Annotated in this window: 22 protein-coding genes; 6 read left to right on the top strand and 16 right to left on the bottom strand. The window is 70.7% G+C overall.

The genetic code is table 11. The features are described 5' to 3' along the window. Positions 1–7 precede the first annotated feature (7 nt). From MKK82_RS16515 to MKK82_RS16470, 10 genes are all read right to left on the bottom strand, one after another. Positions 8–1,096, bottom strand: coding sequence for a lysylphosphatidylglycerol synthase domain-containing protein (locus MKK82_RS16515; protein WP_243986277.1), 1,089 nt, complete (start codon positions 1,094–1,096; stop codon positions 8–10). A 145-nt stretch (positions 1,097–1,241) separates the two neighbouring features. Beyond that, positions 1,242–1,877, bottom strand: coding sequence for a uracil-DNA glycosylase (locus MKK82_RS16510; RefSeq protein ID WP_238286680.1), 636 nt, complete (start codon positions 1,875–1,877; stop codon positions 1,242–1,244). Then, a complete protein-coding gene (locus MKK82_RS16505) occupies positions 1,867–2,625 on the bottom strand; it encodes a PIG-L deacetylase family protein (RefSeq protein WP_238286681.1) in 759 nt (252 codons plus the stop codon). Before MKK82_RS16505 ends, MKK82_RS16510 begins: the two co-directional genes overlap by 11 nt. A gap of 114 nt (positions 2,626–2,739) precedes the next feature. Then, a complete protein-coding gene (locus MKK82_RS16500) occupies positions 2,740–3,978 on the bottom strand; it encodes a glycosyltransferase family 4 protein (RefSeq protein WP_243986275.1) in 1,239 nt (412 codons plus the stop codon). A gap of 109 nt (positions 3,979–4,087) precedes the next feature. After that, complete coding sequence (locus MKK82_RS16495; protein WP_238286683.1) at positions 4,088–4,954, bottom strand: sugar phosphate isomerase/epimerase family protein; 867 nt, start codon at positions 4,952–4,954, stop codon at positions 4,088–4,090. Beyond that, positions 4,951–6,552 carry a YcaO-like family protein gene (locus MKK82_RS16490; protein ID WP_238286684.1) on the bottom strand — a complete coding sequence of 534 codons (1,602 nt, stop codon included), beginning with the start codon at positions 6,550–6,552 and terminating at the stop codon, positions 4,951–4,953. The genes MKK82_RS16495 and MKK82_RS16490 overlap by 4 nt, the downstream gene beginning before the upstream one ends. 228 nt (positions 6,553–6,780) lie before the next feature. Beyond that, positions 6,781–7,776: a Gfo/Idh/MocA family protein gene (locus MKK82_RS16485; RefSeq protein WP_243986273.1), complete on the bottom strand. Its 996-nt coding sequence runs from the start codon at positions 7,774–7,776 to the stop codon at positions 6,781–6,783. After that, positions 7,776–8,957, bottom strand: coding sequence for a class I SAM-dependent methyltransferase (locus MKK82_RS16480; RefSeq protein ID WP_243986271.1), 1,182 nt, complete (start codon positions 8,955–8,957; stop codon positions 7,776–7,778). The genes MKK82_RS16485 and MKK82_RS16480 overlap by 1 nt, the downstream gene beginning before the upstream one ends. 44 nt (positions 8,958–9,001) lie before the next feature. Next, the gene (locus MKK82_RS16475) at positions 9,002–9,925 is read right to left on the bottom strand and encodes an HD domain-containing protein (protein WP_238286687.1); all 924 of its coding nucleotides are present in this window, start codon (positions 9,923–9,925) and stop codon (positions 9,002–9,004) included. A 228-nt stretch (positions 9,926–10,153) separates the two neighbouring features. Further along, positions 10,154–11,344 (bottom strand): inositol-3-phosphate synthase, encoded by a 1,191-nt coding sequence (locus MKK82_RS16470; RefSeq protein ID WP_238286688.1) that lies wholly within the window; start codon positions 11,342–11,344, stop codon positions 10,154–10,156. A gap of 321 nt (positions 11,345–11,665) precedes the next feature. Between MKK82_RS16470 and MKK82_RS16465 the strand changes: the two genes are divergently transcribed. Beyond that, on the top strand, positions 11,666–12,955 hold the full coding sequence (locus MKK82_RS16465) for a transglycosylase SLT domain-containing protein (RefSeq protein WP_238286689.1): 1,290 nt from the start codon (positions 11,666–11,668) through the stop codon (positions 12,953–12,955). Positions 12,956–13,063: 108 nt separating this feature from the next. On the opposite strand, the gene MKK82_RS16460 is transcribed toward MKK82_RS16465, so the two are convergent. Together MKK82_RS16460 and MKK82_RS16455 are read right to left on the bottom strand one after the other, a co-directional pair. Further along, a complete protein-coding gene (locus tag MKK82_RS16460; RefSeq protein WP_238286691.1) occupies positions 13,064–14,767 on the bottom strand; it encodes a DHA2 family efflux MFS transporter permease subunit in 1,704 nt (567 codons plus the stop codon). After that, positions 14,764–16,020 (bottom strand): HlyD family secretion protein, encoded by a 1,257-nt coding sequence (locus MKK82_RS16455; RefSeq protein WP_238286692.1) that lies wholly within the window; start codon positions 16,018–16,020, stop codon positions 14,764–14,766. The genes MKK82_RS16460 and MKK82_RS16455 overlap by 4 nt, the downstream gene beginning before the upstream one ends. 195 nt (positions 16,021–16,215) lie before the next feature. Here MKK82_RS16455 and MKK82_RS16450 point away from each other — a divergent pair, with 195 nt between their 5' ends. Further along, positions 16,216–16,854, top strand: a complete 639-nt coding sequence (locus MKK82_RS16450; protein ID WP_238286693.1) for an HdeD family acid-resistance protein — start codon at positions 16,216–16,218, stop codon at positions 16,852–16,854. Between the two features lie 127 nt (positions 16,855–16,981). Next, positions 16,982–19,453, top strand: a complete 2,472-nt coding sequence (locus tag MKK82_RS16445) for a PBP1A family penicillin-binding protein (protein WP_238286694.1) — start codon at positions 16,982–16,984, stop codon at positions 19,451–19,453. A gap of 10 nt (positions 19,454–19,463) precedes the next feature. On the opposite strand, the gene MKK82_RS16440 is transcribed toward MKK82_RS16445, so the two are convergent. Next, positions 19,464–19,886 (bottom strand): DUF1810 domain-containing protein, encoded by a 423-nt coding sequence (locus MKK82_RS16440; RefSeq protein ID WP_238286695.1) that lies wholly within the window; start codon positions 19,884–19,886, stop codon positions 19,464–19,466. Between the two features lie 101 nt (positions 19,887–19,987). Between MKK82_RS16440 and MKK82_RS16435 the strand changes: the two genes are divergently transcribed. After that, positions 19,988–20,371 carry a hypothetical protein gene (locus MKK82_RS16435; RefSeq protein ID WP_238286696.1) on the top strand — a complete coding sequence of 128 codons (384 nt, stop codon included), beginning with the start codon at positions 19,988–19,990 and terminating at the stop codon, positions 20,369–20,371. Positions 20,372–20,409: 38 nt separating this feature from the next. Here MKK82_RS16435 and MKK82_RS16430 read toward each other — a convergent pair whose 3' ends face one another. Continuing rightward, the gene (locus MKK82_RS16430; protein WP_238286697.1) at positions 20,410–20,694 is read right to left on the bottom strand and encodes a hypothetical protein; all 285 of its coding nucleotides are present in this window, start codon (positions 20,692–20,694) and stop codon (positions 20,410–20,412) included. A gap of 188 nt (positions 20,695–20,882) precedes the next feature. Between MKK82_RS16430 and MKK82_RS16425 the strand changes: the two genes are divergently transcribed. Together MKK82_RS16425 and pcaD are read left to right on the top strand one after the other, a co-directional pair. After that, positions 20,883–21,140, top strand: a complete 258-nt coding sequence (locus tag MKK82_RS16425; RefSeq protein ID WP_243986269.1) for a DUF2061 domain-containing protein — start codon at positions 20,883–20,885, stop codon at positions 21,138–21,140. 271 nt (positions 21,141–21,411) lie between these two features. Continuing rightward, positions 21,412–22,212, top strand: coding sequence for a 3-oxoadipate enol-lactonase (gene pcaD / locus MKK82_RS16420; protein WP_238286700.1), 801 nt, complete (start codon positions 21,412–21,414; stop codon positions 22,210–22,212). Between the two features lie 79 nt (positions 22,213–22,291). Here the strand turns inward: pcaD and MKK82_RS16415 are convergent, their stop codons facing one another. Beyond that, complete coding sequence (locus MKK82_RS16415; RefSeq protein WP_238286702.1) at positions 22,292–22,705, bottom strand: EF-hand domain-containing protein; 414 nt, start codon at positions 22,703–22,705, stop codon at positions 22,292–22,294. A gap of 536 nt (positions 22,706–23,241) precedes the next feature. Further along, entirely contained in the window at positions 23,242–24,861 is a 1,620-nt protein-coding gene (locus MKK82_RS16410) for an ABC transporter substrate-binding protein (RefSeq protein WP_243986267.1), read from the bottom strand. Between the last annotated feature and the right edge of the window lie 29 nt (positions 24,862–24,890).

Genomic DNA, 24,890 nt, shown 5'->3' with positions numbered 1-24,890 from the left:
GGGCGGATTACCGCGACTCGGTCTTGTCGCGCCACGCCCGGCCGGACGGTCCGGCGGTGCCCTCCGGCGGCCCGGAATCGCGCGCACCGCCCGCGCGCTTCACAATCTCATACAGGCCGAGCATCGCGAGGGCGGTCACGAAGGGCACGACGTAGTAGCAACCCCGGAACAGGAGGAGCGAGGTCAGCACCTCGTTGCGCGGCAGGCTCGACAGGGCGAGCAGCACCGTCGCCTCGAACACGCCGATGCCCCCCGGGGCGTTCGACGCGATGCCCAGCATGGCGGCGAGCACGTAGACCGCCAGGAAGGTCGTGAAGCCAATCGTCGTCTCCTGCGGCAGCAGGACGTAGAGCACGGCCGCGGCCGCGCAGACGTCGCCGATCCCGACGATCATCTGCCCGATCGACACCGAGGCGCCGGGCAGCTCGAGGCGCCACTGCTTCACGGTGATGCTGCGCTTCTTGGCCGAGACCCAGGCCAGGTAACCGAGCACCAGGGCGAGCGCCGCGAGCCCGACGCCCTGGTTGATCCGGATCGACGTGAAGGCGAGCCCGGCGAGCTGGCCCGCCTCGATGATCAGGCTGAGGCCCAGTACGACGCCCATGCCGAGCCAGAAGGTGAAGCCCGCGATGACGGTGAGCGCCGCGATCTTGGCCGTCGACAGGCCCTGCCGGGCGTAGATCCAGTAGCGGATCGTGCCGGCGGTGAGCAGCGGGAAGCCCAGGGTGAAGCTCACCGCGTAGCTGGTGAACGAGGCGAGCGCCGTGATCCGGTAGGGCACCTTGATCTTGAGCTGGCGCAGCGCGAGGGCGTCGTAGCCGGTGAGGAACAGGTAGCTGATCCCGACGAACAGGAAGGCGAGGCCGAGTTGCTCGGCGGTGGCGGCCGCGATGGCGGTGCGCACCTCCGCCCAGCTCACGCTTTGGACGAGCTTCCAGAGCACGCCGAGGGAGACCGCGACCAGCACGATGCTGGCGGCCGTGCCGATCCAGGCATAGCGGCTGCGCCGGATCTTGCGCTTCGCGGCGGCAGCGTCGTCGTGCTGGACCGGCTCGGCCTTCTCGGCCGCGTCCCTGTGCTGTCCCTGAAAATTCATGCCGTTCGGCGTCCGCCCTTCCGGCTGCGCGGCCCGGCCGAAGGCCGTCAGCCTATGCCGGGATCTCCCGGACCGCGGCCCGTTGCCCCGCATGTAGGCCGAACAAGCGCTTAAGGCCAGGGAAGGTCCGACGGTGTGCGCTGTTCTATCCGCAACCTGCCGCTCGGCCAAGGATCGCGGCCGCCTCGGCGAGACCGCGCCGGATGCGGGCGGGCACGTCCGGCGAGGTGCAGACGTAGGTCGGGCTCGGGTGCGGAACCCGGATCACCGGCAGGTCGGGTCGGAGCGCCGCGACCACAGGGGCCGCCTCGCCGGCATGGCGGCCGGCCAGAATGGCCACCGCGAGGCGCGGCAGCAGGTCGAGGAGCGGCTCCAGATAGGGCCCGGCGGCCGCGATCTCGGCCCGGCGGGGGGCGCGGTTGAGCGCGCCTTCCGGGTGAATCAGCCAGGGTACGGCGTTCCAAATCAGGGTGTCGGTCCGGGCGATGCCGGCCTCGGCGAGGAAGCGGAACAGGTTGGCGGCGGTGCCGTTCGCGCTGTCGCGGGTGACGAAACCGGTGCGCAGCACGGCCGGACCGGGCGTCTCCAGGAGGAGCAGCATCCGCGCGCCGACCCCACCGTCGAGGGGATCGGGCACCGGGACCGGCGCCCCGCGCTCCGCGGAGATCCGGTCGCCGAGCGCCCGGATCGGCGCGATGTGCGGAGCCCCGATCATCGCGCGGCGGGCCGCGAGGGCGTCCGGATCAGCCAGGGACTTCGGCGCCTGCGGCTCAGCCGACATCGAGGCCGCGGATGGCTGCACCGAGCCGGCCGGACAATCGATAGCGCTCGACTCCCTGTTCCTGGGCGAGCCGCGCATCGAGGCCCTTGCGACCGCCGAACTGGAAGCCGATCTGGCTGGCATAGGCGGCGCACGATGCCCGCTTCCGGGCCTGCGCATCCGGACCGAGACGCATCGTGGGCTCGGCGAGATTCGTGAACGACGCGGCCAGCGGCGCTTTCGGGGCAGCATCGCGCACGGTGTAGGGGAAGTCGCGCCACCACAGGATCGGCTGCGCCGGATCGAGGCTGCGGAGCGCCCGGACCAACTGCACGTGGTCCACATGTCCGCCGATCGCCTGCGGCGCCAGGAGGAGGTCGGGGCTCTCGGCCGCGATCAGCTCCGCGATGGCCGGGGCGAGATCGGCCGCGATGCCGTCGTCCGGGCGGGTGTCGGAGAACAGGTCCGGCGCCGAGCCGTAGCCCCGGTGCGGCGCTTCCCGGAACGGCAGATGGACGGGTGGCGCGATCCCGAGTTCGGCGGCGGCGCCGATATCCTCATCCCGGCGCAGCGCCATGTAGTCGATCCCGGCGGGCAGGCCCTTGTCGAGCTGACAGGCCAGCGCAAAGCCCTTCGGCTCGGCGACGCTGCCGGTGAACAGGGTCGCCATCACCACGCGCCAGCCGTCCGCGGCGAGGCTCGCCAGGAGGCCGCCGCAGGAGAAAGCGGCGTCGTCGAGATGGGGTGACAGGGCGAGGGCAATTGGCACGTTTCAAGGCCTCTCGGCTGGGGCGAAGTCCAATCCGCCGCCGCCTCCCGCGGCGCCGGAGCGCCGCGCCTCGGGATGATAGGCTGGGCGAGTCATCCCGCGTGAGCGATGCCTTCAGAGGAGATGCGGTTCGGCTCGGAACCGGCAGCTCGGATCGTAAGGCAGGTCCGGCGTGAAGTCGGTGGCCGGCCGTTCGTGCCGGACGCGCCCGTAGATCTCCATGATCTGCTGCCCGACCGCGTGCCAGGAATAAACCCGCCGGCACTCCTCGAGGCCGGCCGTCGCGATGCGGCGGCGCAACTCCTCGTCCGTGATGATCCGGGTCAGCGCGGCGGCCTGCGCCGGCACGTCGCCGGGATCGACCAGCAATCCGTTCTCGCCGTCGCGCAGGCAGTCCGAGACGCCGACGGCGTGGCACGACACCGTGGCGAGGCCGGCCGCCAGCGCCTCCAGGATCGTGTTGGAGAACCCCTCCGCGTAGGTCGGCGAGACGAACACATCGGCGCGGCGGTAGAGATCGGGCACCGAACCGTACTCGGCGTAGCCCGTGAAGGCGATCTCGGCCGCCGAGAAGGCCAGTTCCGCGGCGAGCGCCTGCGCCGGCTCCACGTCCGGTCCGATCCCCGAGATGGTCGCGGCGAACGGCGTGCCCTGTTCGCGCAAGATCGCCAGGGCATTGATGAAATCGAGCACGCCTTTCCGGCGGTCGACACGACCGTGGTAGAACAGCCGCACCGGACCGGCATGGGGCGCCGGCAGCCCGTCCGGCGTCCCCTGCGCGAAGCGGTCGGTATCAACCGCGCCGGGTACGATCGTGAAGCGGGCGGGATCCGATCCCAGCCGGCCGCAGACCTCGTTCACGAAGGAGGCGCCGCCGATCAGGAGCGCGTTGGCATGGGCCAGGACCTCGCACATCGCGACCCTGTGGGTCTCGCAGCAGGAACCGACCCAATGGCCGTCGCCGCCCTGGATCGAGACGACGCTCGGCACGCCGAGCCTGCGCGCGGCGAGCAGCACCGCCCAGCCCGTGGGGTAGCCGTACTGCGCGTGCAGGATGTCGAAGGGCTCACGCGCGTGCTCCCGGCAGATGGCGTCGACCATCGTGGCGATATCACGCTCGAAATCGCCCGCCTCCTGCTCGCCGAGCTGCTCCAGGCCGATCACCCGCACGCCCGGCACCGGCGGCGGCGGACCGCCCCCGTAGACGCGGGTCCCGAAGGCGTCGCCCCGGTACTGCGAGATCATCGTCACGTCGTGGCCGGCGCCAGCCAGTTCACGCAGCAGGTTCTGCGAGTAGACGCTCATGCCCGATATGGCGGGAAAGTAGCGGCGGCTGAGGAAGAGGATTCTCATCGCGCGACGCCATCGATCCGGCAGGAGGAGAAGTTCCGGAATGTCCTCTCGCGAGCGGATGAGGGGGCCTGCGCCGCATCCTCGGCCCGCCGCGGCATCACCCTCACCGTCATTGACGCCGTGTCTCCTGCCTGCCGGCCAGCACCGGGCCGGAGCGCCGGCAGCCGCGGAGATAGTCCAGCGCCTGCGGGATCATCACGTCGGCCCGGTGGCTCTCGCGGGACAGCTCGACGCAGATCAGCTTGCCGAAGCCGACCGCCTCCAGCGCCTCCAGCACGCCCGGCACGTCCATGTCGCCCTCGCCGAAGGGGAGATGGATGTGGCTGCCCCGCTTCATGTCCTCGATTGCCACGGTGCCGATCCGGTCGGCGAATTCCCGCACCGCCGCTTCCGGCTCGCGCTCGCCGGTGACGAGGCAGTGACCGGTGTCGAGGGCGAGCTTCAACCCGGGGATGTCGAGGGCCGCGTAGTCGTCGAGCGTCTCGATCAGCATGCCGGGCTCCGGCTCCAGGCAGGCTACGATCCCGGCCTCGGTGGCGAAACCCGCGACCTCGTGAAGGCCCTCGGCCAGCCAGCGCCGGGCCTCGCCGTGATCGACGCCGGGCTTCGGGACGCCGGCCCAGAACGAGACCGCCTCGGCGGAGAGCATGGCGCCGATCTCGATCGCCCGCTTGAGGAAGCCGACCCGCCGCGCCCGGCCCGCGGCGTCGGCCGTCACCAGCGTCGGCTCGTGCTTGGCATTGGGGTCGAGGAGGAAGCGGGCGCCCGTCTCGATGACGCAGGTCAGCTCCAGCTTCTCCAACAGGCTCGCCACCCGGCCGGCCTCGGCCGCCCAGGTCTCGGAGAACGGATCGAGGTGGTGGATGTCGAGGGTCAGGGCCACGCCGTCGTAGCCCGCCGCCTTGATCAGGTGGATCGCGTCGTCGAGGCGGTGGTTGGCCGCGCCGTTGGTGTTGTAGGCGAACCGGAGCGTCACGCCTCTCTCCCCTTCCGCTGGGCGAGCCGGAACGGCGCGTGGTGCGATTCGGGCTCGCGGTAAAGCGGATAGTGCCGCCCGACGATCGTCTCGGCCAGGGCCACGTCGAACAGCGGCTGGCCGCCGAACCGCTCCAGGGCCTCCGGCGTGAGCCGCACCGGGCGCAGGGTCTCGCTCTCGGTGCCGAAGCGGATCAGCGGATGGTCGCGGTCGAGGAGCTTCCTCGTGTTGCGCTCGCCGATCCGGTAATAACTCATGGTCTCGACCTCGAGCCCCGGCACGATCGCCTTCACCACGCCGACACCGCCGCCGGGAGGCGTGCAATCGACGTAGAGCACGTCGAACCCGGCCTCCAGCAGCCGGTCGCAGGCGATCTTGCCCCGGGCATGGCCGTCGGCGGCCGGGGTCGAGGGCAGCTCCGCGAAGCGCTTGGTGCTGCGCTGGGAATAGACGGTGTCGGCAAGGACGCCCCGGAGGTCGCCCGCCGGCATCTCGATCCATTCGAGCATCGCCTGGAGTGCGCGGCTCTCTTCCAGGTCGAGGCTCGGCAGCGCCTTCTGGATGAACGCGTCGATATAGCCCGGCGGCGTCACCGTGGCGGCCATGTCGAGGGGGCCGTGCCCGAACGTCTTGCGCACCCGCGCGGCCTGGAATTCCAGGAGCGCCTTGCGGAGCGCCCGCTCCCGGTCCGGATCGCAGGCCTCGCCGCAGGCCGACAGCGCGATCGGCGCCGGGGTGCGCGCCGGGTCCTCGTCGTAGCCGACGACGTAGAGGTTGGTCAGGCCGAACTGGTCGGTGGCGAATTTCGGCAGCGCGCGGATCCCGAGCTCCTTCAGCCGGGCCAGCATCGCGGCGTTCTCCGGGCCGATGCCGTCGAGATCGAGCATCACGCCCTGGTCGAGGGCCCGGAACAGCAGGCCGTTGCCGTCCCGCTGGAGCAGCTCCAGCACCCCGTGGCCGAGCGCGAAGGGCACGTCCGGCCCGGCGCCGAGCCCGTTGGTGATCAGATTGGTGAAGGGCCGGTAGCCCTCCGACAGCTCGAAATAGTCGGTGGCGGCCACGTCGAGGGGCATCAGCACGATCTCGCCCGTGGCGTGCCGGACGCTGGGCGTCCATTCGAGCACCGTGTCGCGGCCGACCGGTGAGCCAGCGGGCAGGCAGAGGGTCAGCGGGTCGGCAACGGATTTCAGGCCGTAGACGCGCGCGAGATCATTGTAGCTCGCCCGCTCCTTGGCCCGGGGCAGCACCGCCAGCGACGGCATCAGGTTCTCGGCAATCTCCGCCACGGCGCCGATCAGCGCCTCGTCGTCGGTGGCGCCGTAGCCGATGCCCGACGGCATCGCGCCGACGAAGAACGGGTCGTCGAGGAACAGGGCCACGAACCAGACCGGGATGCCGGTGCGGTCCAGCGGCGCCAGCGGGAAGCCGACGACGCGGCCCTCCGGCAGGACGTCGAGATAGGCGCGCACGGGATCGGGCAGGATCGCGGGCAGACCTTCGATGGGCCGCTTGGCACCGAAGCGGTAGGAGCGCGGCGCCTTGATCCGCTCGTGGCGGGCGCGGTCGTCCTGGTCGTGGAAGGCGTCTGCGTTGGTCAAGGTATGGTCCCGTCCCTCTCGTATCCGCCCGTTCCGCCGTCATGTCCCACCCGACCCCTCATCCTGAGGTGGCGGAGCGCAGCGGACGCCTCGAAGGAGCCCTTCAGGGACCGTGCGGCCGGCTGGAGCCCTCCTTCGAGGCCCGCTGGTGCGGGCACCTCAGGATGAGGGCGGGGACGGGATGGAGCGGGTGGTGTGTCGGCGTCTGGTCGTCCTGTCCTGTGGTCGCTACCCCTGCCCGTAGGCGCGGGCGACGAGCCGCATCGTGTGAAGGTCGCGTGCGGCCGAATACGCGACCCGCTCCTCGGGCCGGCGCAGGGCCGAGCCGAAGGCGCGCACCTGCTCGGTGAAGGGGGACCGGTCGCGGTCGAAGGCGACCGGTTCGGAGCGCCCGCTCGCGCCGTCGATGAAGGTCAGCGATCCGCCGGCCGTCTGTCCCATCGTGTTCTCGGCCACCAGCATGCCCTTCGTGCCGACCACCTCCAGGCGACGGCGGGGCAGCGCGTCCGGGCAATTGTAGGCGACGTGCAGGCTCGCCAGCGCGCCGCTCGGCGTGCGCCCGATCAGCAGGGCGCCGTCGTCGACGGCGTAGTCCTGGGCGCGGGTCTGTGTCAGGGCCGCGAGGTCCGTGATCGGCTCGGCGAGGAGGAAATCCACGAGGTCGAGCCCGTGCGGGGCGAGGTCCATGAGGGCGCCGCCCCCGGCCTGGGCGGCGTCGATCCGCCAGTTCGGCTGGCCGGCCTCCGACCAGTCGCGCCCGAGCCAGCAGGCGTAGACGATTCGCACGGTGGTCACGGTTCCGAGCCGGCCGGCCTCGATCTGGGCGCGGATCGCACGGTGGGCCGGGTGGTGCCGCTGGTCGAAGGCCGTACCGTAGAAGGCTTTCTCGCTCTCGACCGCCCGCGTGATCGCCTCGGCGTCGCTGAGCGTCGCCGCCATCGGCTTCTCGCACAGGATCGCCTTGCCGGACGCAGCCAGCGCCTCGACGGCGCCCCGGTGGAGATGGTTCGGCGTGGCCACGTAGACGGCCTCGACCTCCGGCTCGGCGATCAGGCCGGCGAGGTCGGCATGGCCGCGGGCGCCCGCCCGCTCGGCGGCGGCGCGGCTGTCCGGATGCGGATCGCAGACCGCGACCAATCGGTGGCCGGCGGCGCGGATGCCCGGCTCCATGTAGTCGCGGGCGACCCATCCGTAGCCGACGATGCCCCAGCCGACCGCGTCCATCACCACCGCTCCGGCAGGTCGACGAATTCGCGCACGCGGACGCGCTGGATTTCCGCCGCGTCGAGGCCCTCCGCGAAGGTCAGCGTTTCGGGACCGGGGGAGTGCAGCGGGTAGGTGGCCCGGGGGGCGTATTCCGCCTCGTAGCGTTCCGACGGCCACCGGATGGCGTAGCCTTCGCCCTCGGCCTCGTAGAGCGGGTTGAGCCGCAGCACCGTACCGGGCTTCGGCAGGGTCAGACCGTCGACCAGCGCGCGCGGTGCCGGGCGCATCCCGGGACCGCACACCACCGAGAAGGCCTCGCAGCTCCGCAGGGCCGCGGGCTCCTGCGGACCCGGCGCCCGCGCCGCCACGAGCGCCCGGGTCAGCTCCGCGTCGTCGTAGACCAAGGCGTCGGGGAACAGCTCGGCGATCTCCTCAGCGGCCACCGCCCGACCGGCCGAGAAACCCGGGCAGTCGCTGTTGTGGATGTGGCTGAGCGCCAGCCACCCGTCGTCGCCGGCATTCTGGCGCAGGCAGTCGAGGAGTGTCGCCTTGTCGTCGAGGAAGTAGAAGGCATCGTTGCAGACGACGAGATCGACCGGCGCCCCCGGGATCGGCCAGTGCGGCGAGCCCGCATCGAAGCAGACGAGCTGCGCTTTCTCGGTCACGACCCAGTGGCGCGCGACCCAGAGCTTGGCGAAGACCACGTCGGCCCCCGCGACCTTGCAGCCGCGGCGCTGCAGCTCCCGCAGGTAATGACCGATGCCGCAGGCGAACTCGAAGACGCAGGTCGGCTCGTTCCAGTGCGCCTCCAGGAGCGACAGGCCGGCCAGGTAGGTCGGGTCGCTCCACCGGTGCACGAAGTAGTCGCCGACGCGTCCCCACCCGAGGAGCTCGACCGCGTCGCGCAGGGTGGCGGTGCGGCGATCCTTGATGAGGCGGATGATCCCGGCGGGATCGGCGGGGGGGCCGTTCCACCACTCGTCCTGATCGACCAGCAGGACGGCCAGAGCCTCGTCGGGCTCACCCGCGTCGAGATGCGCCAATACCCGTTCGATGAGGGTGTCGCGGCCGACGCGCAGGTACGGGATGCCATCGATCACGGGCCAGCGCGCGCCGGTGACCGCGTCGCGCAGGGCGTGCGGGCCGTCGGCCTTCAGCGGGTGGCCGGTATCCGGCGATCTGAGTTCGAAGGGGATCATGGCTCTCGGGACCGCCCGGGCAGATGGGCGGATGGGTCGGGCGATCAAGGGATGCGCATGTCGGCGAGGACACGGTCGTGAAAACCCTTCACGGGGCCGGCATGGACCAGCTCCCACTCGTCGAGCACCATCCCCATCGTGGTCGAGGCCCCGCGCAGGTGCTGGGCGATCTGCAGGACCCGGTCGATGCAATCCGCCGCGTGGAAGGCACGGCCCTCGGCGGTGGCGTCGTCGGGGAGCACCGCGCGGGCGCGCTCGACCTGACCCCGCAGGGGCTCGGCGAGTTCGTCCAGGGCCCAGGCGGTGGTGGCGGCCATGATCGGCCCCAGATGATCGCCGAGCAGCATCTCGCCGGTGAAGCCCGCATCCGGCATCGCGGCGTTGTGGAAGTGGTGCGCCATGGCGGCCAGGAACACGGTGCCGGGGTCGGCCCGGTAGAACGGGCTGAGGCAGACGCCGTAGGCGGCCACGATCAGGCAATGCTCGGCGTGGTTCTCGGGCGGCTCCAGCAGGATGCGGGCGCGTCCCGGACAGGTGACGCCGGCGCGCGGCTGCTGCGCCAGGGCGCCGACGAAACCCGGCAACGGGCCCGGCTGACCGGCCGGACGCGGGGCGAGCCGCGCCCGCAACCGGGCGCGGAGATCCGGATCGAGGTCACCCGTCACGGCATCGAAGCCCGCGACCAGCACCGCGCTGGCCGCTTCCTCCGACAGGCCCGCCGCCGTCAGGAAGGCCGCGTCGAGGTCGCAGAGGCGCGTCGCCGCGAGGGTGGTCGCGGTGATGTCGAGGGCGACGTCGTCCGGCGGAGTGCCTCCGGTGAGGAGACCCCACCCCTGCGCGAACAGCCGCTCGGCGATCGAACCCGTGCGTCCGGCGGAGCGGACGCGCTTGAGGTCGTTCATCTCGACCAGCAGGTCGCGCAGCGCTTCCGGCGCCGCGGGGCCGGATCCTTGGTTGTCGCTGGACATCGGCTCTTTCAGACAGCGGTCGGCAATGCGCGCGGGGTCCTCGCCGGATTCCGCGCGGATACTTCTGGACCGTCAAGGCGCGAAACTGAAGGCGCGAGGCCGCTTCCCTCGTGGGAAGGGCCACAGGGGGATGGCGTGGCGCAGGCTCGAGCGTCCGGGGGGCGCCCGCCGTCTCCAGGCCCCTCCCGCCCGGGGGAGGAGCGTCCGCGGTGACGCGTCAGCGCCCGGTCAGTGCACGCCCAGCCAGTCGTGGAGCATCTTCTCCTGCTTGCCGAAGGCATGCTCCGGACCGTGGCCGTTCTTGACCATCGGAGCCTTGAAGAAGGTCGAGAGCTGCTCCTGCACGCCGCCGTCGCCGCGCTTGCTGGCGAGATCGAGGACGCGGGCGATCTCGATGACGAGCGGCGCGGCCAGGATCGAGTCCTTGCAGAGGAAGTTCACCTTGATCTGCATCCGCTGGCCCATGAAGCCGGTGACGTCGATGTTGTCCCAGGCTTCCTTGTCGTCGCCGCGCGGGCGGTAATAGTGGATGTGCACCAAGTGGTCCTCGACGGGGTAGCCGAGGATCGAGTCGAGCACCGTGCCCTTGGTGTTGAGCTTCGACTGGAGCGAGTTCGGATCGTTCAGGGCGAGGCCGTCGCGGTTGCCCAGGATGTTGGTCGAGAACCAGCCGTCCACGTGGAGCGCCCGCGCCTTGAAGGCGGGAGCCAGCACGGTCTTCATCATGGTCTGACCGGTCTTGCCGTCCTTGCCGGCCACCGGAACGTTCAGTTCCCTGGCGAGGTCGAGGAGGGCCGGGACGTCGGCGGCCACGCTCGGGGTGAAGTTGGCGTAGGGGATGCCGCTCTTGATCGCCGCGTAGGCGTAGAGCATCGCGGGCGAGATCGACTCGTCGCTGGAATCGAGGCCCTTCTCGAAGGCCGCCGCGGAGTTCAGGGTCGGGTCGTTCAGGTCGGGCCAGCGCTCGGTGGAGGCGAGGTTCACCACGACCACGTCGTCGAGGTTGCTCTCCTTCTGGAAGCGGCGGAGATCGTTGGCGATCACGGAGACCGCCTCGCGGTGATCCTTGGCCACGATGCGGTTCTGACCGTCGATGTTCTTGCAGAACTTGGCACTGCCGACGGCCGGCCAGGGCGTGATGCCCTTCAAGACCTGGGCGCCGTTATCGATGTCGTCCTTCGACAGCACGCCGTGGCCGCTCGCGGCCGCGCCGAGATCGTCGCCGTTGAGATCCCATCCGCCGAAGACGAGATCCTTGTAGTCCACCATGCCCGCAACGGAGAGGCCGGCGAGCGGCAGCCCGTCGAGCCGGTTCGAGCCGGATTTGATCATCTCGATGCCGGCGATGGCGGTGGTGGCGACTGCGCCTCCCATGCCAACGAAGGCGACACCGACGCGGCGACCGGACTGTATGCTCATCGGAAATTAGAGTCCTTGTGGGGACGCGGGTGGCGTCTTGGGACGGAAAGTTCTGCCCCCCGGGCCGTACCTAACTGGCTCGGACGTGCGGCGTTCCAAGCTGAATGCGACAACTTTGCGCCTCCATCGTCGCATCCACGGCGGGATCGCGGCGCCCGGACGGCCTTAACGCGCACGGTTAACCCTTCCTTGACCGTGCCACGCTTGGATCACGCGGTCGTCCCATTCTGGTCACGGCCGGCGCCGATAGGGCCGCCGCTTCAAGGAGCCCGGCCGGAAGACGTCGGGCCGACGTAAGGACCAATCGGAAGAGGACCAGTGATGGGGGTTTTCCCGGAGCCGGCGCGTCGCGCCGACGACGTGAGCCGACTCGTGCCGCAGATCCGGAACGGCGCGGGCCATTTCGAAGATGAAGCCGTGGCGTGGCTGCCGCGCGCCGGTCGCACGATGACGCGCCGGCCACGCCGCCGCGCGGGCCGGAGCGGGATCCGGCACCTCTCGTCGACGCTGGCACTCGGCCTCGTCGCCGGGTTCGGCCTGCCGCAGGCCGCCTTCGCGCCCGCCTATTTCGCGCCTGCCGCGCAGGCTCACGACCGCGTCGATACCAGCCCCCGCGCCGCACAGGACCTCGCTGCGCAGGCGCTCGCCGCACAGGCGCAGGCCGTCGCGGCATTCGCGCAGGAGCTGTCCCTCCGGACGAGCCTGGACCAGGCTCCGGCGCCGGAGATCGACACCCCGGCCGCCTGGAACGGCCTGCCGGTGCCCGAGCAGGAGCCGGCAACCACGGCGCTGGTCCAGGAGGACCTCGCGACCCTTCCGCGGGTGACCGAGGGGGAAGGCGAGACCACCGTTCAGTTCGGCGAGCGGAGCGTGCCGCGCAAGGTGGTCGACACGATCGTGAAGGCCTCCGACGAGGCCGGGGTCGACCCCGTCTACATGATGGCGCTGGCCGACAAGGAATCGAGCTTCGACACGGACGCGAAGGCCGCGACCTCCTCGGCGCAAGGCCTGTTCCAGTTCGTGGCCCGCACGTGGCTGGAGATGATCCGCGATTACGGGGCCCGCTACGGGCTCGCCGAGGAGGCCGCCTCCGTGAAGGGTCGCGGCTCCGCGATCACCGTCACGGCCGGCATGCGCACCCGGGTTCTCGGGCTGCGCAACGATCCCCGCGTGGCGGCGCTGATGGCGGCCGAGCTGATCAAGCGCGACCGCGAGCGGATCGAGGCCCGTGTGGGCCGCGCTCTGACCACGACCGAACTGTACCTCGCCCACTTCCTCGGCACGGCCAGCGCCGGCCGCTTCCTGTCGCTCTCGTCCGAGAGGCCCGACGAGGTCGCGGGACGGGAATTCCGGAGCGCTGCCCGGGCCAACCGCAGCCTGTTCACCCAGAAGACGGGCGGCAAGCGCCGCAGCCTGACCGTCGCGGAACTGCACGGGCGGATCGACGGCATGATCGACCGGCGCCTGACCCGCTACCAGGGCGTCGCCGCGGTGGCGGAGGCCCTGGAGAAGCCGCCGGCCCCGACCGAGGTGGCCGCCGAGGAGACGCCCGCGCCCGCCGGCAGCCGCCGCGTCGAGGTGACGGAAGCGCTGCCGCCGGACGGGGTGTGACGGTCGCTCGGGGCGAGCGGATCCGGCCGCGGGTGGAGTTCCGTTCCGAAACCGAGGACCGCGCGACGTGCGGGGCGCGGTCCACGTTCTTGAACCTCGACTCCCGCCTCAATGCCCGGCCGGGGCGCCGCCACCACGCTTCACGCTCTTGAGACTGAGTGCGATCGGCACCGCGCAGGCGGCCACGACGCCGAGGACCCAGAACACGTCGATATAGGCCCAGTAGGCTACCTGCGTGCTCAGCACGCTCCCGATCCACGCCGTTGCCTGGCTCTTCGCCTCGACGCCGGCGTAGCCGTGCTCGGAGAAGTACTGCGTCGCCTGCCGCATGGTCTCCTGATACGCAGGCGCCGTCGAGTTCACGCTCTCCGCCAGCCGGCTCTGATGGAACTGGCCGCGGTAGGCCAGGATGTTCTGGGCGAGGGAGACGCCCATGGAGCCCCCGACGTTGCGGGCGACGTTGATCAGCGCCGAGGCCTGATCGGTCTGGTCCTTGCGGATGCCCTCGTAGGAAGCCGAGGTGATCGACAGGAACACCATCGGCAGGCCGATGCCGATGTAGACCCGCGACCACGCGAAGAACGAGAACGTCGTGGTGCCGTCGATCCGCGTCAGGTCGTACATGCCGAGCGCCACGATGGCCATGCCGGTGGCGATCAGCCATTTCGGCTGGAGGAACGCCGAGGCGCGCCCGGTGAGGAACATCATCACCACGGTGACGATGCCGCCCGGGCCGAGGACGAGTCCCGACAGGGTGGCGGTGTAGCCGTAATATTCCTGGGTGATCTGCGGGATGAACTGCGTCGTCGAGATGAGGATCGCCCCGGTGAACATCATCACCACGAAGCAGGATCCGAACTGCCGGTTGCCGATGAGCCTCAGGTCGACGACGGGGTTCTTCGCGTTCAGGAGCCACGGAATCATGGCCACGAACGAGACCACCATGAGGACGCCGGACACGTTCATCAGCGTCGAGGTGCCGAACCAGTCCTTCCGCTGCCCCTCGTCGAGGATCACCTCCAGCGAGCCGAGGAAGAGGGCGACCAGCAGGAAACCGACGCTGTCGAACCGGATGCCCCTGCGCACCAGGGCGCGCCGCTCCTTCTTGGCCGCCTCGCTGTCCTCGATGAGCCAGTGCATCAGGCCGAGGGCGATGACGCCCACCGGGCCGTTGATCAGGAAGCACCAGTGCCAGGATGCGTTGTCGGACAGCCAGCCGCCGAGCGTCGGCCCGATCACGGGCGCGACCACGATGGCGACGCCGTAGAGCGCGAAGGCCTGCCCCCGCTTCTCCGGCGGGAAGGAATCCGCCAGGATCGACTGGGCCAGCGGCGCCATGCCGCCGCCGCCGAGTCCCTGCAGCACCCGGAAGAAGAGCAGCGATTCCAGGCTCCAGGCGAAGCCGCACAGGATCGACGCGACGGTGAACAGGCCCACCGACCACATGAAGAAGGCCTTGCGGCCGTAGCGCTTGGCCAGGAAGCTCGAGGCCGTCAGCGTGATGGCGTTGGCCACGAGGTAGCTCGTCACCACCCAGGCGGCCTCGTCGGGGCCGACCGCGAGGCCGCCCGAGATGTAGCGGAGGGCCACGTTGGCGATGGTGGTGTCGAGCACCTCCATGAAGGTCGCCAGCGCGACCACGCCGGCGATCAGCCACGGGTTGTGGCCGCCCGGTGCCGTGCCGGACGATGCTTTCCCGGAAGACGCTTTCCCGGAAGACCCCTTGCCGGACGATGCTTGGCCGGACGATGCCCGGCCCGCCTTCGACTTGTGCCCGGGCACGGCGCCCGCTTGGCCGGTCACGGCGCTCACCGCACCGTGACGGTCGGGACGATCGACATGCCCGGACCGATCGCGACGTCCTTCGGCCATTCCTCGACGACGATCTTCACCGGGATACGCTGCGTCACCTTCACGTAGTTGCCGGTGGCGTTCTGCGCCGGCAGCAGGCTGAAGGCTGTGCCCGAGCCCGGCTGCACGGAGGCCACGGTGCCGTGGATCCTGCGGCCCGGATAGGCGTCGATCTCGACGTCGACCGGCTGGCCCGGGCGCATGTCGGTGATCTGCGTCTCCTTGAAGTTCGCGGTGATCCAGATGTCGTCGGGCACGAACATCGACAGGCTCTGGCCGGCCTGCGCGAGTTGTCCGCTGCCTCCGGTGAGCCGGACGATGCGGCCGGGCTGCACGGACCGGATCGTGGTGTAGCCGAGGTTCAGCTCGGCCTGCTCGACCTGCGCGGCGTCGCGGGCGAGCTGCGCCTCGGTCGAGGCCTTCTGCGCCTGGAGGGAGCCGATCTGCTTCTGGGCCGCGACGACGCTGGCACTGGCACTCTGCAGGGAGGCCTGCCGCTGCTGCAGCGTCGAGGTCGCGGATTGCGACTGCTGGACCGAGCCCGAGCCGCGCTCGGCGAGGTCCTTGTAGCGGGCCGCGTCCTCCTGGGCGAATTTCAGGGCCGCCTCGGCGGTGGCGACCTGCGCCTTGGACACGTCGATGTTGGCGTTCTGCGCCTGGATCTGCGCGTCGATGTTCCGGATCGCGGCCTGATCGGCCTGGACCTGTGCCTTCGCCTGCTCCAGCGCGATCTGGTAGTCGCGGGGGTCGATCCGGAACAGCACCTGACCACCCTCGACGTGCTGGTTGTCGGTGACCGGCACCTCGGCGAGGTAGCCCCCGACCTTCGGCTGGATCGCGATGCTGCGCGCGTCGACGAAGGCGTCGTCGGTGCTCTCGTACGGATGCATGTACAGGAGCCAGTAGAAGAAGATGCCGACGCAGAGGGCGACCACCGCGAGGCCGCCGAGCAGGAACGCAAACGGGTGGCGCCGCAGAATGTTGGGCCGCCGCGCCCAAGCATCATCGTCGCCGTCGTCGCCTTCGCCGTCCTGCGTATCCGGGTCCTCGGCCGGATCCGCGTCTTCGGTGCCGGGCTTGCGGGTGGTCTCGCGGTCCGCAGCCGCGCGGTCCCGGCCGAGGTCGAGCACATCGCGATCGACCGCACCGCTCCGGCCGTCGACCGGCCGCGCGCACGCCTCGGCCTCGGAGGCCTGCCGCTGATCGTCAAACATGGGAAATCGTCGCCCGATGGGCCGGTCGCCTCGCAGCGACCGGGCGCTGCACATCGCCCGCCTCGACCTTCACAAGCCGGGCCCTGCTACAAGGTTCCCTATCGTCTGGCCGGGGCTCAGGAACGGTTGCCGCAGTGCGGCGTTCTGCGCCGGGAACCTTTGCCGTGCACTGCCAGCACGTTCCGGAGTCCAGCCATGACCAGCAGCCCGAACCCAGGTCCGACCGCCACCTCATCCTCCGGCGTCCCCCTCGTCGGGGTCGCGCGCCTCGACGCCATGAGCGCGGCCCTCGCCCGCAACTGGTGGCTCATCGCCCTGCGCGGGGTCGTCGCCATCCTGTTCGGCATCCTGGCGTTCGTGGCGCCGGGCGCCTTCGTGCTCTCCCTGGTGCTGTTCTTCGCGGCCTACATGTTCGCCGACGGCGTCTTCGCCATCGTGGGCGCCGTCCGGGCCGCGCAGCGGCACGAGCGCTGGGGCTTCCTGCTGCTGGAGGGCATCGTCGACGTCATCGTCGGCGTCGCCGCGGTGCTCGTGCCGGCGGCCGCCGTCTGGGCCTTCGTCCTCCTGCTTGCGGCCTGGGCGCTGGTCACCGGCGGCCTGATGATCGCGGCCGCGTTCCGCCTGCATCTGCATTACGGGCGCTGGTGGCTCGTCCTCGGCGGCGTCGTGTCGATCCTGTTCGGAGCCGCGCTCCTCATCAACCCGGGCATGTCGGCCCTGGTGCTGACGTGGTGGATCGGCTCCTACACGTTCGCGTTCGGCGTGCTCCTGCTGATCCTCGCCTTCAAGCTGCGCAGCCAGCACGGTTCGACGCTCCCGCCGGCCCGGCGGTGACCGCAGGTGGCCCGCGGTCCGACGCTCGCCGGGCGGGATTGCGTCCCCGCAGCGTGGGACAGGGATCCGGATGAGGCTTAAGACACGCCGTCGACCGGAACCCCCCGGTCCCGGAAGCCGCACTGCGATGACGCCCGACGCGCCGGAACGCGCCCCGGCCGAGGAGCCGACACCGCCGAGACCGGATTCCGGATCGGCCGCCCCCGCCCCGGATCCGCGCTTGGCGGCCCGGGAGGCGCGGCGCGCGGCGCTGGACCTCGTCCGCCACCTGTGGGTCCTGATCGCGGCGGCCGCGCGCGGCGTCGTCCGCCTCGGGCGCAGGGCATCGGCGCGGTCCGGCGCCCTGATGGCGCGGGGCCGCGCTCGCCTGCGACCCGACGCGGCCTCGACCGCCCGCCCGCCAGCCCCCGCCGTGCGGCCGAGCGCCAGGGCGGCCGGATTCCGGCGCGGGGGCCGGATTCCCGTCCTGCGCCTCGCCGGCGCCGCGATCCTGCTGCCGGTCCTGGCCCTGGCGGTCTACCTGCTCGCCGCGCTTCTGACGCTGCCGCCGCTCGGCGGGGCCGTGGTCGAGACCGGACAGCGGGCGATCACGGTGGAGTCCGACGACGGGCGGGTCTTCGCCACACGCGGCAGCTTCCGCGGTCAGAAGCTCACCCAGGCCGACCTGCCGCCGCACCTCGCCCAGGCGATCGTGGCGATCGAGGACCGGCGTTTCTACAGCCACTGGGGCATCGACCTGCGCGGGCTCGCCCGGGCGGCCTGGCGCAACTTCGCGGGCGGCGGCGTGCGCGAGGGCGGATCGACGATCACCCAGCAATATGCGCGTCTCACCTCCCTCAACCAGGAAAAGTCGCTCTGGCGCAAGGTCCAGGAGGCGTTCCTGGCGCTGCGCGTGGAGGCGACGATGAGCAAGGACGAGATCCTGCTCGGCTACCTCGACACCGCCTATTTCGGCGCCGGTGCCTACGGCGCGGACGCGGCCGCCCGGCGCTACTTCGGCAAGCCCGCCAAGGCCCTGAACCTCCCGGAATCGGCCATGCTGGCCGGGCTGGTGCGGGCGCCTTCGCAGCTCGCCCCGACACGCAACCTCGGCGGCGCAAAGGAGCGCGCCGACGTGGTGCTCCAGACGATGGTCGAGACGGGAGCGATCACCCCGGCCGCCGCCGACGCGGCCCGCAAGCAGAGCGTGACCCTGAAGTCGCCGCCCGAGGCGCCCCCCGGCACCAACTACTTCCTCGACATGATCGCGGGCGACGTGAAGCGCCTGGCCGGCAAGGACGGCGACATCACGGTCCGGTCGACCCTCAACCTCGACCTCCAGAGCCTCGCCGAAGGCATCGTCGGCCGCCGCCTCGACAAGGACGGGGCGCGCCGCAAGGTCGGCCAGGCGGCCATGGTGGTGCTGTCGAAGGAGGGAGCGATTCTCGCCATGGTGGGCGGGCGCGACTACGAGGACAGCCAGTTCAACCGGGCTGTTCAGGCCAAGCGACAGCCGGGCTCGCTGTTCAAGCTGCTCGTCTACCTCACGGCCTACGAGCAGGGTTTCACGCCCGAATCGATCGTGGTCGATCGCCCGGTGAAGATCGGCGACTGGGAGCCGGAGAACGACGACGGGCGCTACCGCGGGTCGGTGCCGCTCCGGACCGCCTTCGCGCTCTCCATCAACACGGTGGCGGCGGAACTCGGCCAGGAGGTCGGCATCCCGGCGGTGATCGCCACGGCGCGCAAGCTCGGGATCCAGTCCGACCTTCCGAACGTGCCGAGCCTCGTCCTGGGCTCCGGCGGCGTCAGCCTGCTGGAGATGACCCGGGCCTACGGCTCGGTCCTCGCCGGCCGCACCCCGCTCGACGCCTTCGCCATCCACGCGATCCGCGGCGGCACCCCGCAGCCGCTCTACGTCCACGCCGACCCGGCGGGCGGAACGAGCCTCGCCCAGGAGCCGCGCACGATGATGCTCGACTCGCTCCAGGCGGTGGTGGAATCCGGCACCGGCCGAGCCGCGCGGGTGCCGGGGCAGATCATCGGCGGCAAGACCGGCACGAGCCAGGATTTCCGGGACGCGTGGTTCATCGGCATGACGCCCGACCTCGTGGTCGGAGTCTGGATCGGCAACGACGACGACAGCGCGATGAACCGGATGTTCGGCGGCGAGATGCCGGCCGGGATCTTCCACGATTTCGTCCAGCGGGCCTCCGAGAAGCTCACGAAGGGCAAGCCGCGGCCCGCGGCGGAGCGCGCCGAGGCGGCCCGCGCAGTCGCAACTCCGGCCGGTGCGGCGGCGGCCGGCGAGGTCCGCGGTGTGCCGGAGGTGATCGATACCGGAACGCTGACCCTGCGCGGGCGACCCGTGCGCCTCCTCGGCGTCGAGGGCGAGCGCGGCCACCTCGCCCGCCAGCTCGCGAGCTATCTGCGGCGGCGAGAAGTGGTCTGCACCGGCGTCTCGGACAGCGCCACGGCGCGCTGTCGCATCGAGGGTGATGATCTCGCCGCGCTGATCCTCGCGGCGGGCGGCGCGCGCGCCTCCGAGGATGCGCCGGCCGACCTTCTCGGCGCCGAAGAACAGGCCCGGGCCGAGCGGGTGGGCCTGTGGGGCCGTTGACCCGCCCGGCTCAGCCAAGCTTTTCCAGGGTGAGGGGGTCGGGTGAGCCAGCAAAGTAGTGCGCCAGCGCCTCCGCGAAGCACGGCTCCTCCGGTGCGGCGGCGGCGAACAGGGTCATGCTGGAGCGGAACTTCACGTCGTCGGGAGTCCCGAAGATCGCGTTTGCCGAGCGTCCGGACAGGGCGTTGACGGCTGCCGTGCAGGCGCGCAGGCGTGGCCCGAGCAGCGGATGGCCGAGATAGGCGCGTCCCTCATCGAGGGACCGGATCGCGTAACGCCGCGCCATCGAGCTGAGGCCCAGCCCGGCGATCTGCGGGAAGATGAACCACATCCAGTGGCTGCGCTTCTCCCCGGCTTGAAGCTCCGCCAGCGCCCGCGGATAGATGCCTTCCTGTGCCGCCACGAAGCGGCCGAGATCGTACGCGTCGTTCATCCTCTCGCTCCTCGGTACCCCTATGGCCGGCGCGTCACCCGCGCGGCCGATCCGAGACGCTCTCGGCCGCAGATCCACCGGCCCGGTGTAAGCGCGGACGCATGCTCGAATCCCTCGTCGCCTTCATGATCGCGAACCCGGCGGCCAGTCACGCCCTCACGGCGGTCCTGGAGACCGTGGGCGTGGCGGTCGCCATGGTCGCGCTGCGCGGTCCGCGCCCGGAAGTCACCGCAGCCCTCGTCGTGTCGAGCTACTATTACGGCCGCGAGGCCGGACAGCGCGAGCACGACCTCAAGCATGCCGGCTGGGAGGCCGTTGAGGCGCATCTCGGCGCCGAGTTCCTGTACGGTTGGACGCTTCCGAACCTCCAGCAATGGGTCGCGCCGACCTGCACGGCTTGGGCGGTGGCTGCGGCCATCGTCCTGATCCGGTCCCGGACCGGGCGGGACGCGACCACTGTCCCGTCGAACCGCAGATCATCCTAGCGCCCGCCTCACGTTCCGCGCGCACCGCGGCCGGGTGCTCAGGTCCGCCGGAAGGGCCCCTCCGGCGGACCGATCTCGCGACGATCGCCGAGGAGCCGCCGCCCTGAGGCGATGATCTGGACCGTGTCGGGGCTGTCGCAGTGGCGCCCCGCCAGCGCCTCCAGATCGCGCAGGTCGTCGGTCGCCGGACCGCGCAGCGTCTCACCCCGTCCGATTACCGGCTCAACCTTCGCGGTGACCAAACCGGCTACCGTCTCCCAGATCTCAGCCGGGCGGGTCGCAGGCTCGCGGGATGTAGGATCCTGAACCGAAGGCTCGTGCATCGCGCGTAACCCTCCCGCTTCGCAGCGTGCTGTGCCGGGCGAATGTCCGTGATCCGCATCGACACATGTTGCAGGCTGGCCGCCGGCGCCAGCATTCCGGAGGGACCGTGATGCGGTCCGTGGACCCGACGCCGATCCGCGCGTTGGCCGGTGAATCAACCGCAGGATTCCGACATGGCCGGGAAGGTGTGCCAGCCCAGGACCGAGCCGGTCCGGTCCCCGCGGAGCAGCGGGCCGCGCTCGCCCGCGAGAGCCGGGTCCGCTCGATCGCCAAGGCGGTGAGCTGGCGCATCATCGGAAGCCTGGACACGCTGGTGCTGTCCTACCTGTTTACCGGGAACGTCCTCATCGCGGGGTCCATCGCGTCGACCGAGACCGTGACCAAGACGGTTCTGTACTACCTGCACGAGCGCGGCTGGAGCCTGATAGCGCTGGGCCGCGCCTGACCGGGACGCCGCGATGCCCCCTCAGCGGGACCGCCGGCAAGACGAGCGCTCACTCCGAGCGGCGGCACGCCCGCGGTCCGGAGCACGGGAGCGACGATCGCGATCGGGGCTGCGGCCTCGCATCACGGGCACGGCGGATCCTGTGGCGAACGGGCCCGTGCTGTTTCGGCGGGTGCTGCCCATCGGCCGGAGCGAGACCTATCTCGACGGGGCTTGCTTCCTGCGGGCGTGATGCGCCGCGGAGGTGAGACCGTCATTCGGAGGTTACCGCATGTCCCAGATCGCAATCGGCGGACTCACGTTCCGCTACGTCCTCGCGGGACCGGAGGACGCCCCGGTGGTCGCCTTCTCGAACTCCCTCGGGGCAACGCTGGAGATGTGGGACGGAGTGCTGCCGGTACTGGGGGACCGGTTCCGCACGCTGCGCTACGACACGCGAGGACATGGCGGCTCGCAGACCCGCGACGCGCCCGCGGAGATCGCCGATCTAGCCGGTGACCTCGCGGGACTGCTCGACGCCCTCGAGATCGGCCGCGCCCATCTGGTGGGCTTGTCGCTCGGTGGCATGACCGTTCAGGCCCTCGCGAGCGCCCATCCCGAACGGGTGCTCAGCGCGACCCTGATGGCGACGGCGGCGCACTTGCCGAGTGCGCAGAGCTGGAACGAACGCGCCGACACCGTCCGGAGCCAGGGCACCGGCGCCGTCGTCGAGGCGACCCTGGGCCGATGGTTCACCCCCGGCTTCGCCGAACGCGCGCCCGAGGCGATCCAGGCGGTGCGCGCGCGCTTCCTGGCCTGCGACCGGGTGGGTTACGCGGTCTGCTGCGGCGCCATCGGACGCATGGACCTGAGGCCGGTTCTTCCCGCCATCACCGCGCCGACACTCGTGATCGCCGGACGCGATGATTCCTCGACGCCGCCCGCGATGGCGGAGGAGATCTGCCGGGGGATCGCTCAGGCCGAACTCGTGGTCCTGCCGCGAGCCGCCCACCTCCTGGCCGTCGAACGCGCGGGGGCCGCCGGTGGCTACCTGCGGGCCTTCCTCGAACGCAACGCGGCGTCCGACGCCTGAGGCCGACAAACGGGAAGGCCCCCGCGGATACGACCGCGAGGGCCTCCCTTCGCGCTCCTTCAGGAACGCTCACCGCGCCTCACTTGATAAGGGCAAGGAGCGCCTTGCCGGCCTTCGAGTTCAGCTCCTTGGCATCCAGGGTACCGTCGCCGTCCGGGTCGGCCATCTTGAAGCGCTCGCCGACCGCCGCGAGGTACTCCTTCTTGTCGAGGGTGCCGTCGCTGTCCGGATCGGCCCGCTTCACGCCGGCCTGGCTCAGACGACCCTTCAGCTCGCGGGCATCAAGGGTGCCGTCCGCATCCTTCTCCAGGCGATCGAAGGTAGCCGAGGCCACCGCCTCCACTTCCTTCATGTCGACGGTGCCATCGTTGTCGGTGTCGATCATCTTGACGGCGCTCGCCCCGCTCACCGGCTTGGCCAGCGCAGCCGGAACCGAGAATGCGGACACGGCGAGGGCTGCCGCGGCGAAACCACTGAGGATACGAAGGGTCATTGCCAGATGCTCCCGAAATTTGATGCTTGGTCGTCCTAATCCTAGCGCAGCCATGCTGCAAGTGCGAAATCGCCTGCCCAGGGTCGCGCGTCGTGTTTGGATGTTCCGCGCGCAGAAAAAGGGGCCGGCGGATGCCGGCCCCTTCCTGTAGGGCTAGTCCTCGAAACCGAAGTGGAGCGCCGAATCAGTATCCGTAGCCGCGGCGGCCCACGGAACGATCCTTGTCGAAGCGGTGACGCCGGTAGTAACACCCTCGTCGCAGGTGCGGACGCGGCGATACTCTTCGCGGCCGACGTCACCGTCACGCTGGGCGCGGGCATGCAGGTCGACGCGCGGGCCGCCCGGTCCGATGTCGACCTGCGCTGCGCCGCTGCGCCGAAGCCGGGACGACCGTCGGCACGGTGGGGGCCAGAACGGCGCCAGCGAGCAGGGTCCTCGTGGGACGCTCCTGCGTGCCGTGGCGACCCGACACGTTCTTACGAAGATCGCTCCCGGCCGCCCCGTCGTCGCTGCCGCGCCCGAGGTATCCCGTGGGATCAGGCGAGTGTCGCCAAGTCCTGAAACCAATGCTGAGCCTGAACATACTCCTTCACTCGCGGTGACAATGCGTGGGGATTGGTGTCGTGCACCACCCACACCTGCACGGCATCATCGACGACGATCCCGTGGATGCGCGCCAGCAGCCTGTTCTGCTCATCCGCGTCGAGGCTCGCCTTCACTTGGTCGCAGAGGGCGTCGACCTCGGGATTGCGATAGTGACTCCAGTTCACCCCATTCGGGGCGATCTGCTTCGAATCGTAGAAGCGCAGGATCGCGTAGAACGGGTCCGAGGTGACGTACGCGATGTTGCCGGCGGTGACGCCCTTGAGGCTCGGATCGGCCGCGCCCTGGCGCCAAGCCGTGTAGGCGACTTCGAGCTCCACGGTCTTGAACTCGACCTGGATGCCCACCTCGGCCCAGCTCTGCTGCAGAAACTCATTGATCGGGAGCGACAGCATCTGCCCGGTGCCGCCCGTGGGGATCAGGATCGTGGCCTTGACGGGCTTCTGGACGGAGTAGCCGGCCTGCTCCACGAGCTTGCGGGCCGCGTCGACGTCGGTCTTGATCTGGAAATTGGGCTTGCCGAACCACGGGCTCGACGCCTGAACCTGCCCGATCGCCGGCTGGGCGAGGCCGCCCATCAGCTCGACGACGCCGGCGCGGTCGATGGCGAGGTTGGCCGCCTTGCGCAGACGCAGGTCCCGCCAGGGCGAGCCCTCCAGCATCGATAGGTGGTAGTTCCAGACATGGGGCGTGTCGTTGCCGACGACGCGCATGCCGGCGGCCTTCAGCCGTGGCACCGCGTCGGGCGCGGGCGATTCGATCAGGTCGACGTTGCCGGACAGGAGCGCGTTCACCCGCGCCAGATCCTCGGGAATGCAGGTGAGCGTGAGTTTGGCGAGCTTCGGGACCCGCTTCGGATTCCAGTACGCGGCGTTCGGTAGGAGTTCGAGGCGCACCCGCGGGACCAGCTGGCCCATCCGGAACGGCCCGGTGCCGGCCGGCGCGAAGGCGAACTTCGCCCAGTCGCGCCCGACCGCCTCGTACTGTGCGGGCGAGGAGATCAGGAACCACAGCATCTGGTAGGGGAACAGGCTGTCGGGAGTCTTGGTCGTGACCAGAACGGTCTTGGCGTCGAGCTTCCGGTAGCTCGCCACGCCGGGCAGGCGCGGGCGGACCTGGGCGGCCTGCCGCTGATCGAAATGCGGTGCCTCCTTGTTCAGCACCTTGTCGAAGTTCCAGATCACCGCGTCGGCATCGAAGCCGGACCCGTCGTGGAATTTGACGCCCTCGCGCAGGTGGAAGGTCCAGACCTTGGGGTCCGCCGGGTCGCTGGACCAGTCGGTGGCGAGCCCGGGGACCATCTTGCCCGGCCGGTCCGCGACGTCGAGTTCCCACGCCACCAGCGGGTCGTAGAGGGTCAGGCCGGTGAACTGGTAGCCGCCGGCGCCCCGGTCCGGCTGCCCGGTGGTGAGCGGCAGGTCGGTCATCGAGATGCCGTAGGTCAGGCCGCCGGGCGCTGCGCCCTGTGCACCGGCCCGGCCCGGAGCCGCGACCGCGGCGAGCGCCGCGGCCCCGGCCATCAGGGATCGACGTGTCGGCTTGATCGAGTCCATCGTGTCTCTCGGCTGAGGGCGGATGCGCC

It is taken from the genome of Methylobacterium sp. E-046, assembly GCF_022829625.1.
GTDB lineage: Bacteria > Pseudomonadota > Alphaproteobacteria > Rhizobiales > Beijerinckiaceae > Methylobacterium > Methylobacterium longum.
Note: the sequence above shows the minus strand (reverse complement) of the source record. Positions and strands in the feature narration are given on the sequence as shown.

Excerpts from the sequence above, each read along its gene's own strand:
- MKK82_RS16475 (WP_238286687.1), bottom strand. The coding sequence starts at position 9,925 with ATGTCCAGCGACAACCAAGGATCCGGCCCCGCGGCGCCGGAAGCGCTG.
- MKK82_RS16470 (WP_238286688.1), bottom strand. The coding sequence starts at position 11,344 with ATGAGCATACAGTCCGGTCGCCGCGTCGGTGTCGCCTTCGTTGGCATG.
- MKK82_RS16515 (WP_243986277.1), bottom strand. The coding sequence starts at position 1,096 with ATGAATTTTCAGGGACAGCACAGGGACGCGGCCGAGAAGGCCGAGCCG.
- MKK82_RS16415 (WP_238286702.1), bottom strand. The coding sequence starts at position 22,705 with ATGACCCTTCGTATCCTCAGTGGTTTCGCCGCGGCAGCCCTCGCCGTG.
- MKK82_RS16500 (WP_243986275.1), bottom strand. The coding sequence starts at position 3,978 with ATGAGAATCCTCTTCCTCAGCCGCCGCTACTTTCCCGCCATATCGGGC.
- MKK82_RS16455 (WP_238286692.1), bottom strand. The coding sequence starts at position 16,020 with ATGTTTGACGATCAGCGGCAGGCCTCCGAGGCCGAGGCGTGCGCGCGG.
- MKK82_RS16450 (WP_238286693.1), top strand. The coding sequence starts at position 16,216 with ATGACCAGCAGCCCGAACCCAGGTCCGACCGCCACCTCATCCTCCGGC.
- MKK82_RS16445 (WP_238286694.1), top strand. The coding sequence starts at position 16,982 with ATGACGCCCGACGCGCCGGAACGCGCCCCGGCCGAGGAGCCGACACCG.
- MKK82_RS16465 (WP_238286689.1), top strand. The coding sequence starts at position 11,666 with ATGGGGGTTTTCCCGGAGCCGGCGCGTCGCGCCGACGACGTGAGCCGA.
- MKK82_RS16435 (WP_238286696.1), top strand. The coding sequence starts at position 19,988 with ATGCTCGAATCCCTCGTCGCCTTCATGATCGCGAACCCGGCGGCCAGT.
- MKK82_RS16480 (WP_243986271.1), bottom strand. The coding sequence starts at position 8,957 with ATGATCCCCTTCGAACTCAGATCGCCGGATACCGGCCACCCGCTGAAG.
- MKK82_RS16485 (WP_243986273.1), bottom strand. The coding sequence starts at position 7,776 with ATGGACGCGGTCGGCTGGGGCATCGTCGGCTACGGATGGGTCGCCCGC.
- MKK82_RS16410 (WP_243986267.1), bottom strand. The coding sequence starts at position 24,861 with ATGGACTCGATCAAGCCGACACGTCGATCCCTGATGGCCGGGGCCGCG.
- MKK82_RS16510 (WP_238286680.1), bottom strand. The coding sequence starts at position 1,877 with ATGTCGGCTGAGCCGCAGGCGCCGAAGTCCCTGGCTGATCCGGACGCC.
- pcaD (WP_238286700.1), top strand. The coding sequence starts at position 21,412 with ATGTCCCAGATCGCAATCGGCGGACTCACGTTCCGCTACGTCCTCGCG.
- MKK82_RS16440 (WP_238286695.1), bottom strand. The coding sequence starts at position 19,886 with ATGAACGACGCGTACGATCTCGGCCGCTTCGTGGCGGCACAGGAAGGC.
- MKK82_RS16430 (WP_238286697.1), bottom strand. The coding sequence starts at position 20,694 with ATGCACGAGCCTTCGGTTCAGGATCCTACATCCCGCGAGCCTGCGACC.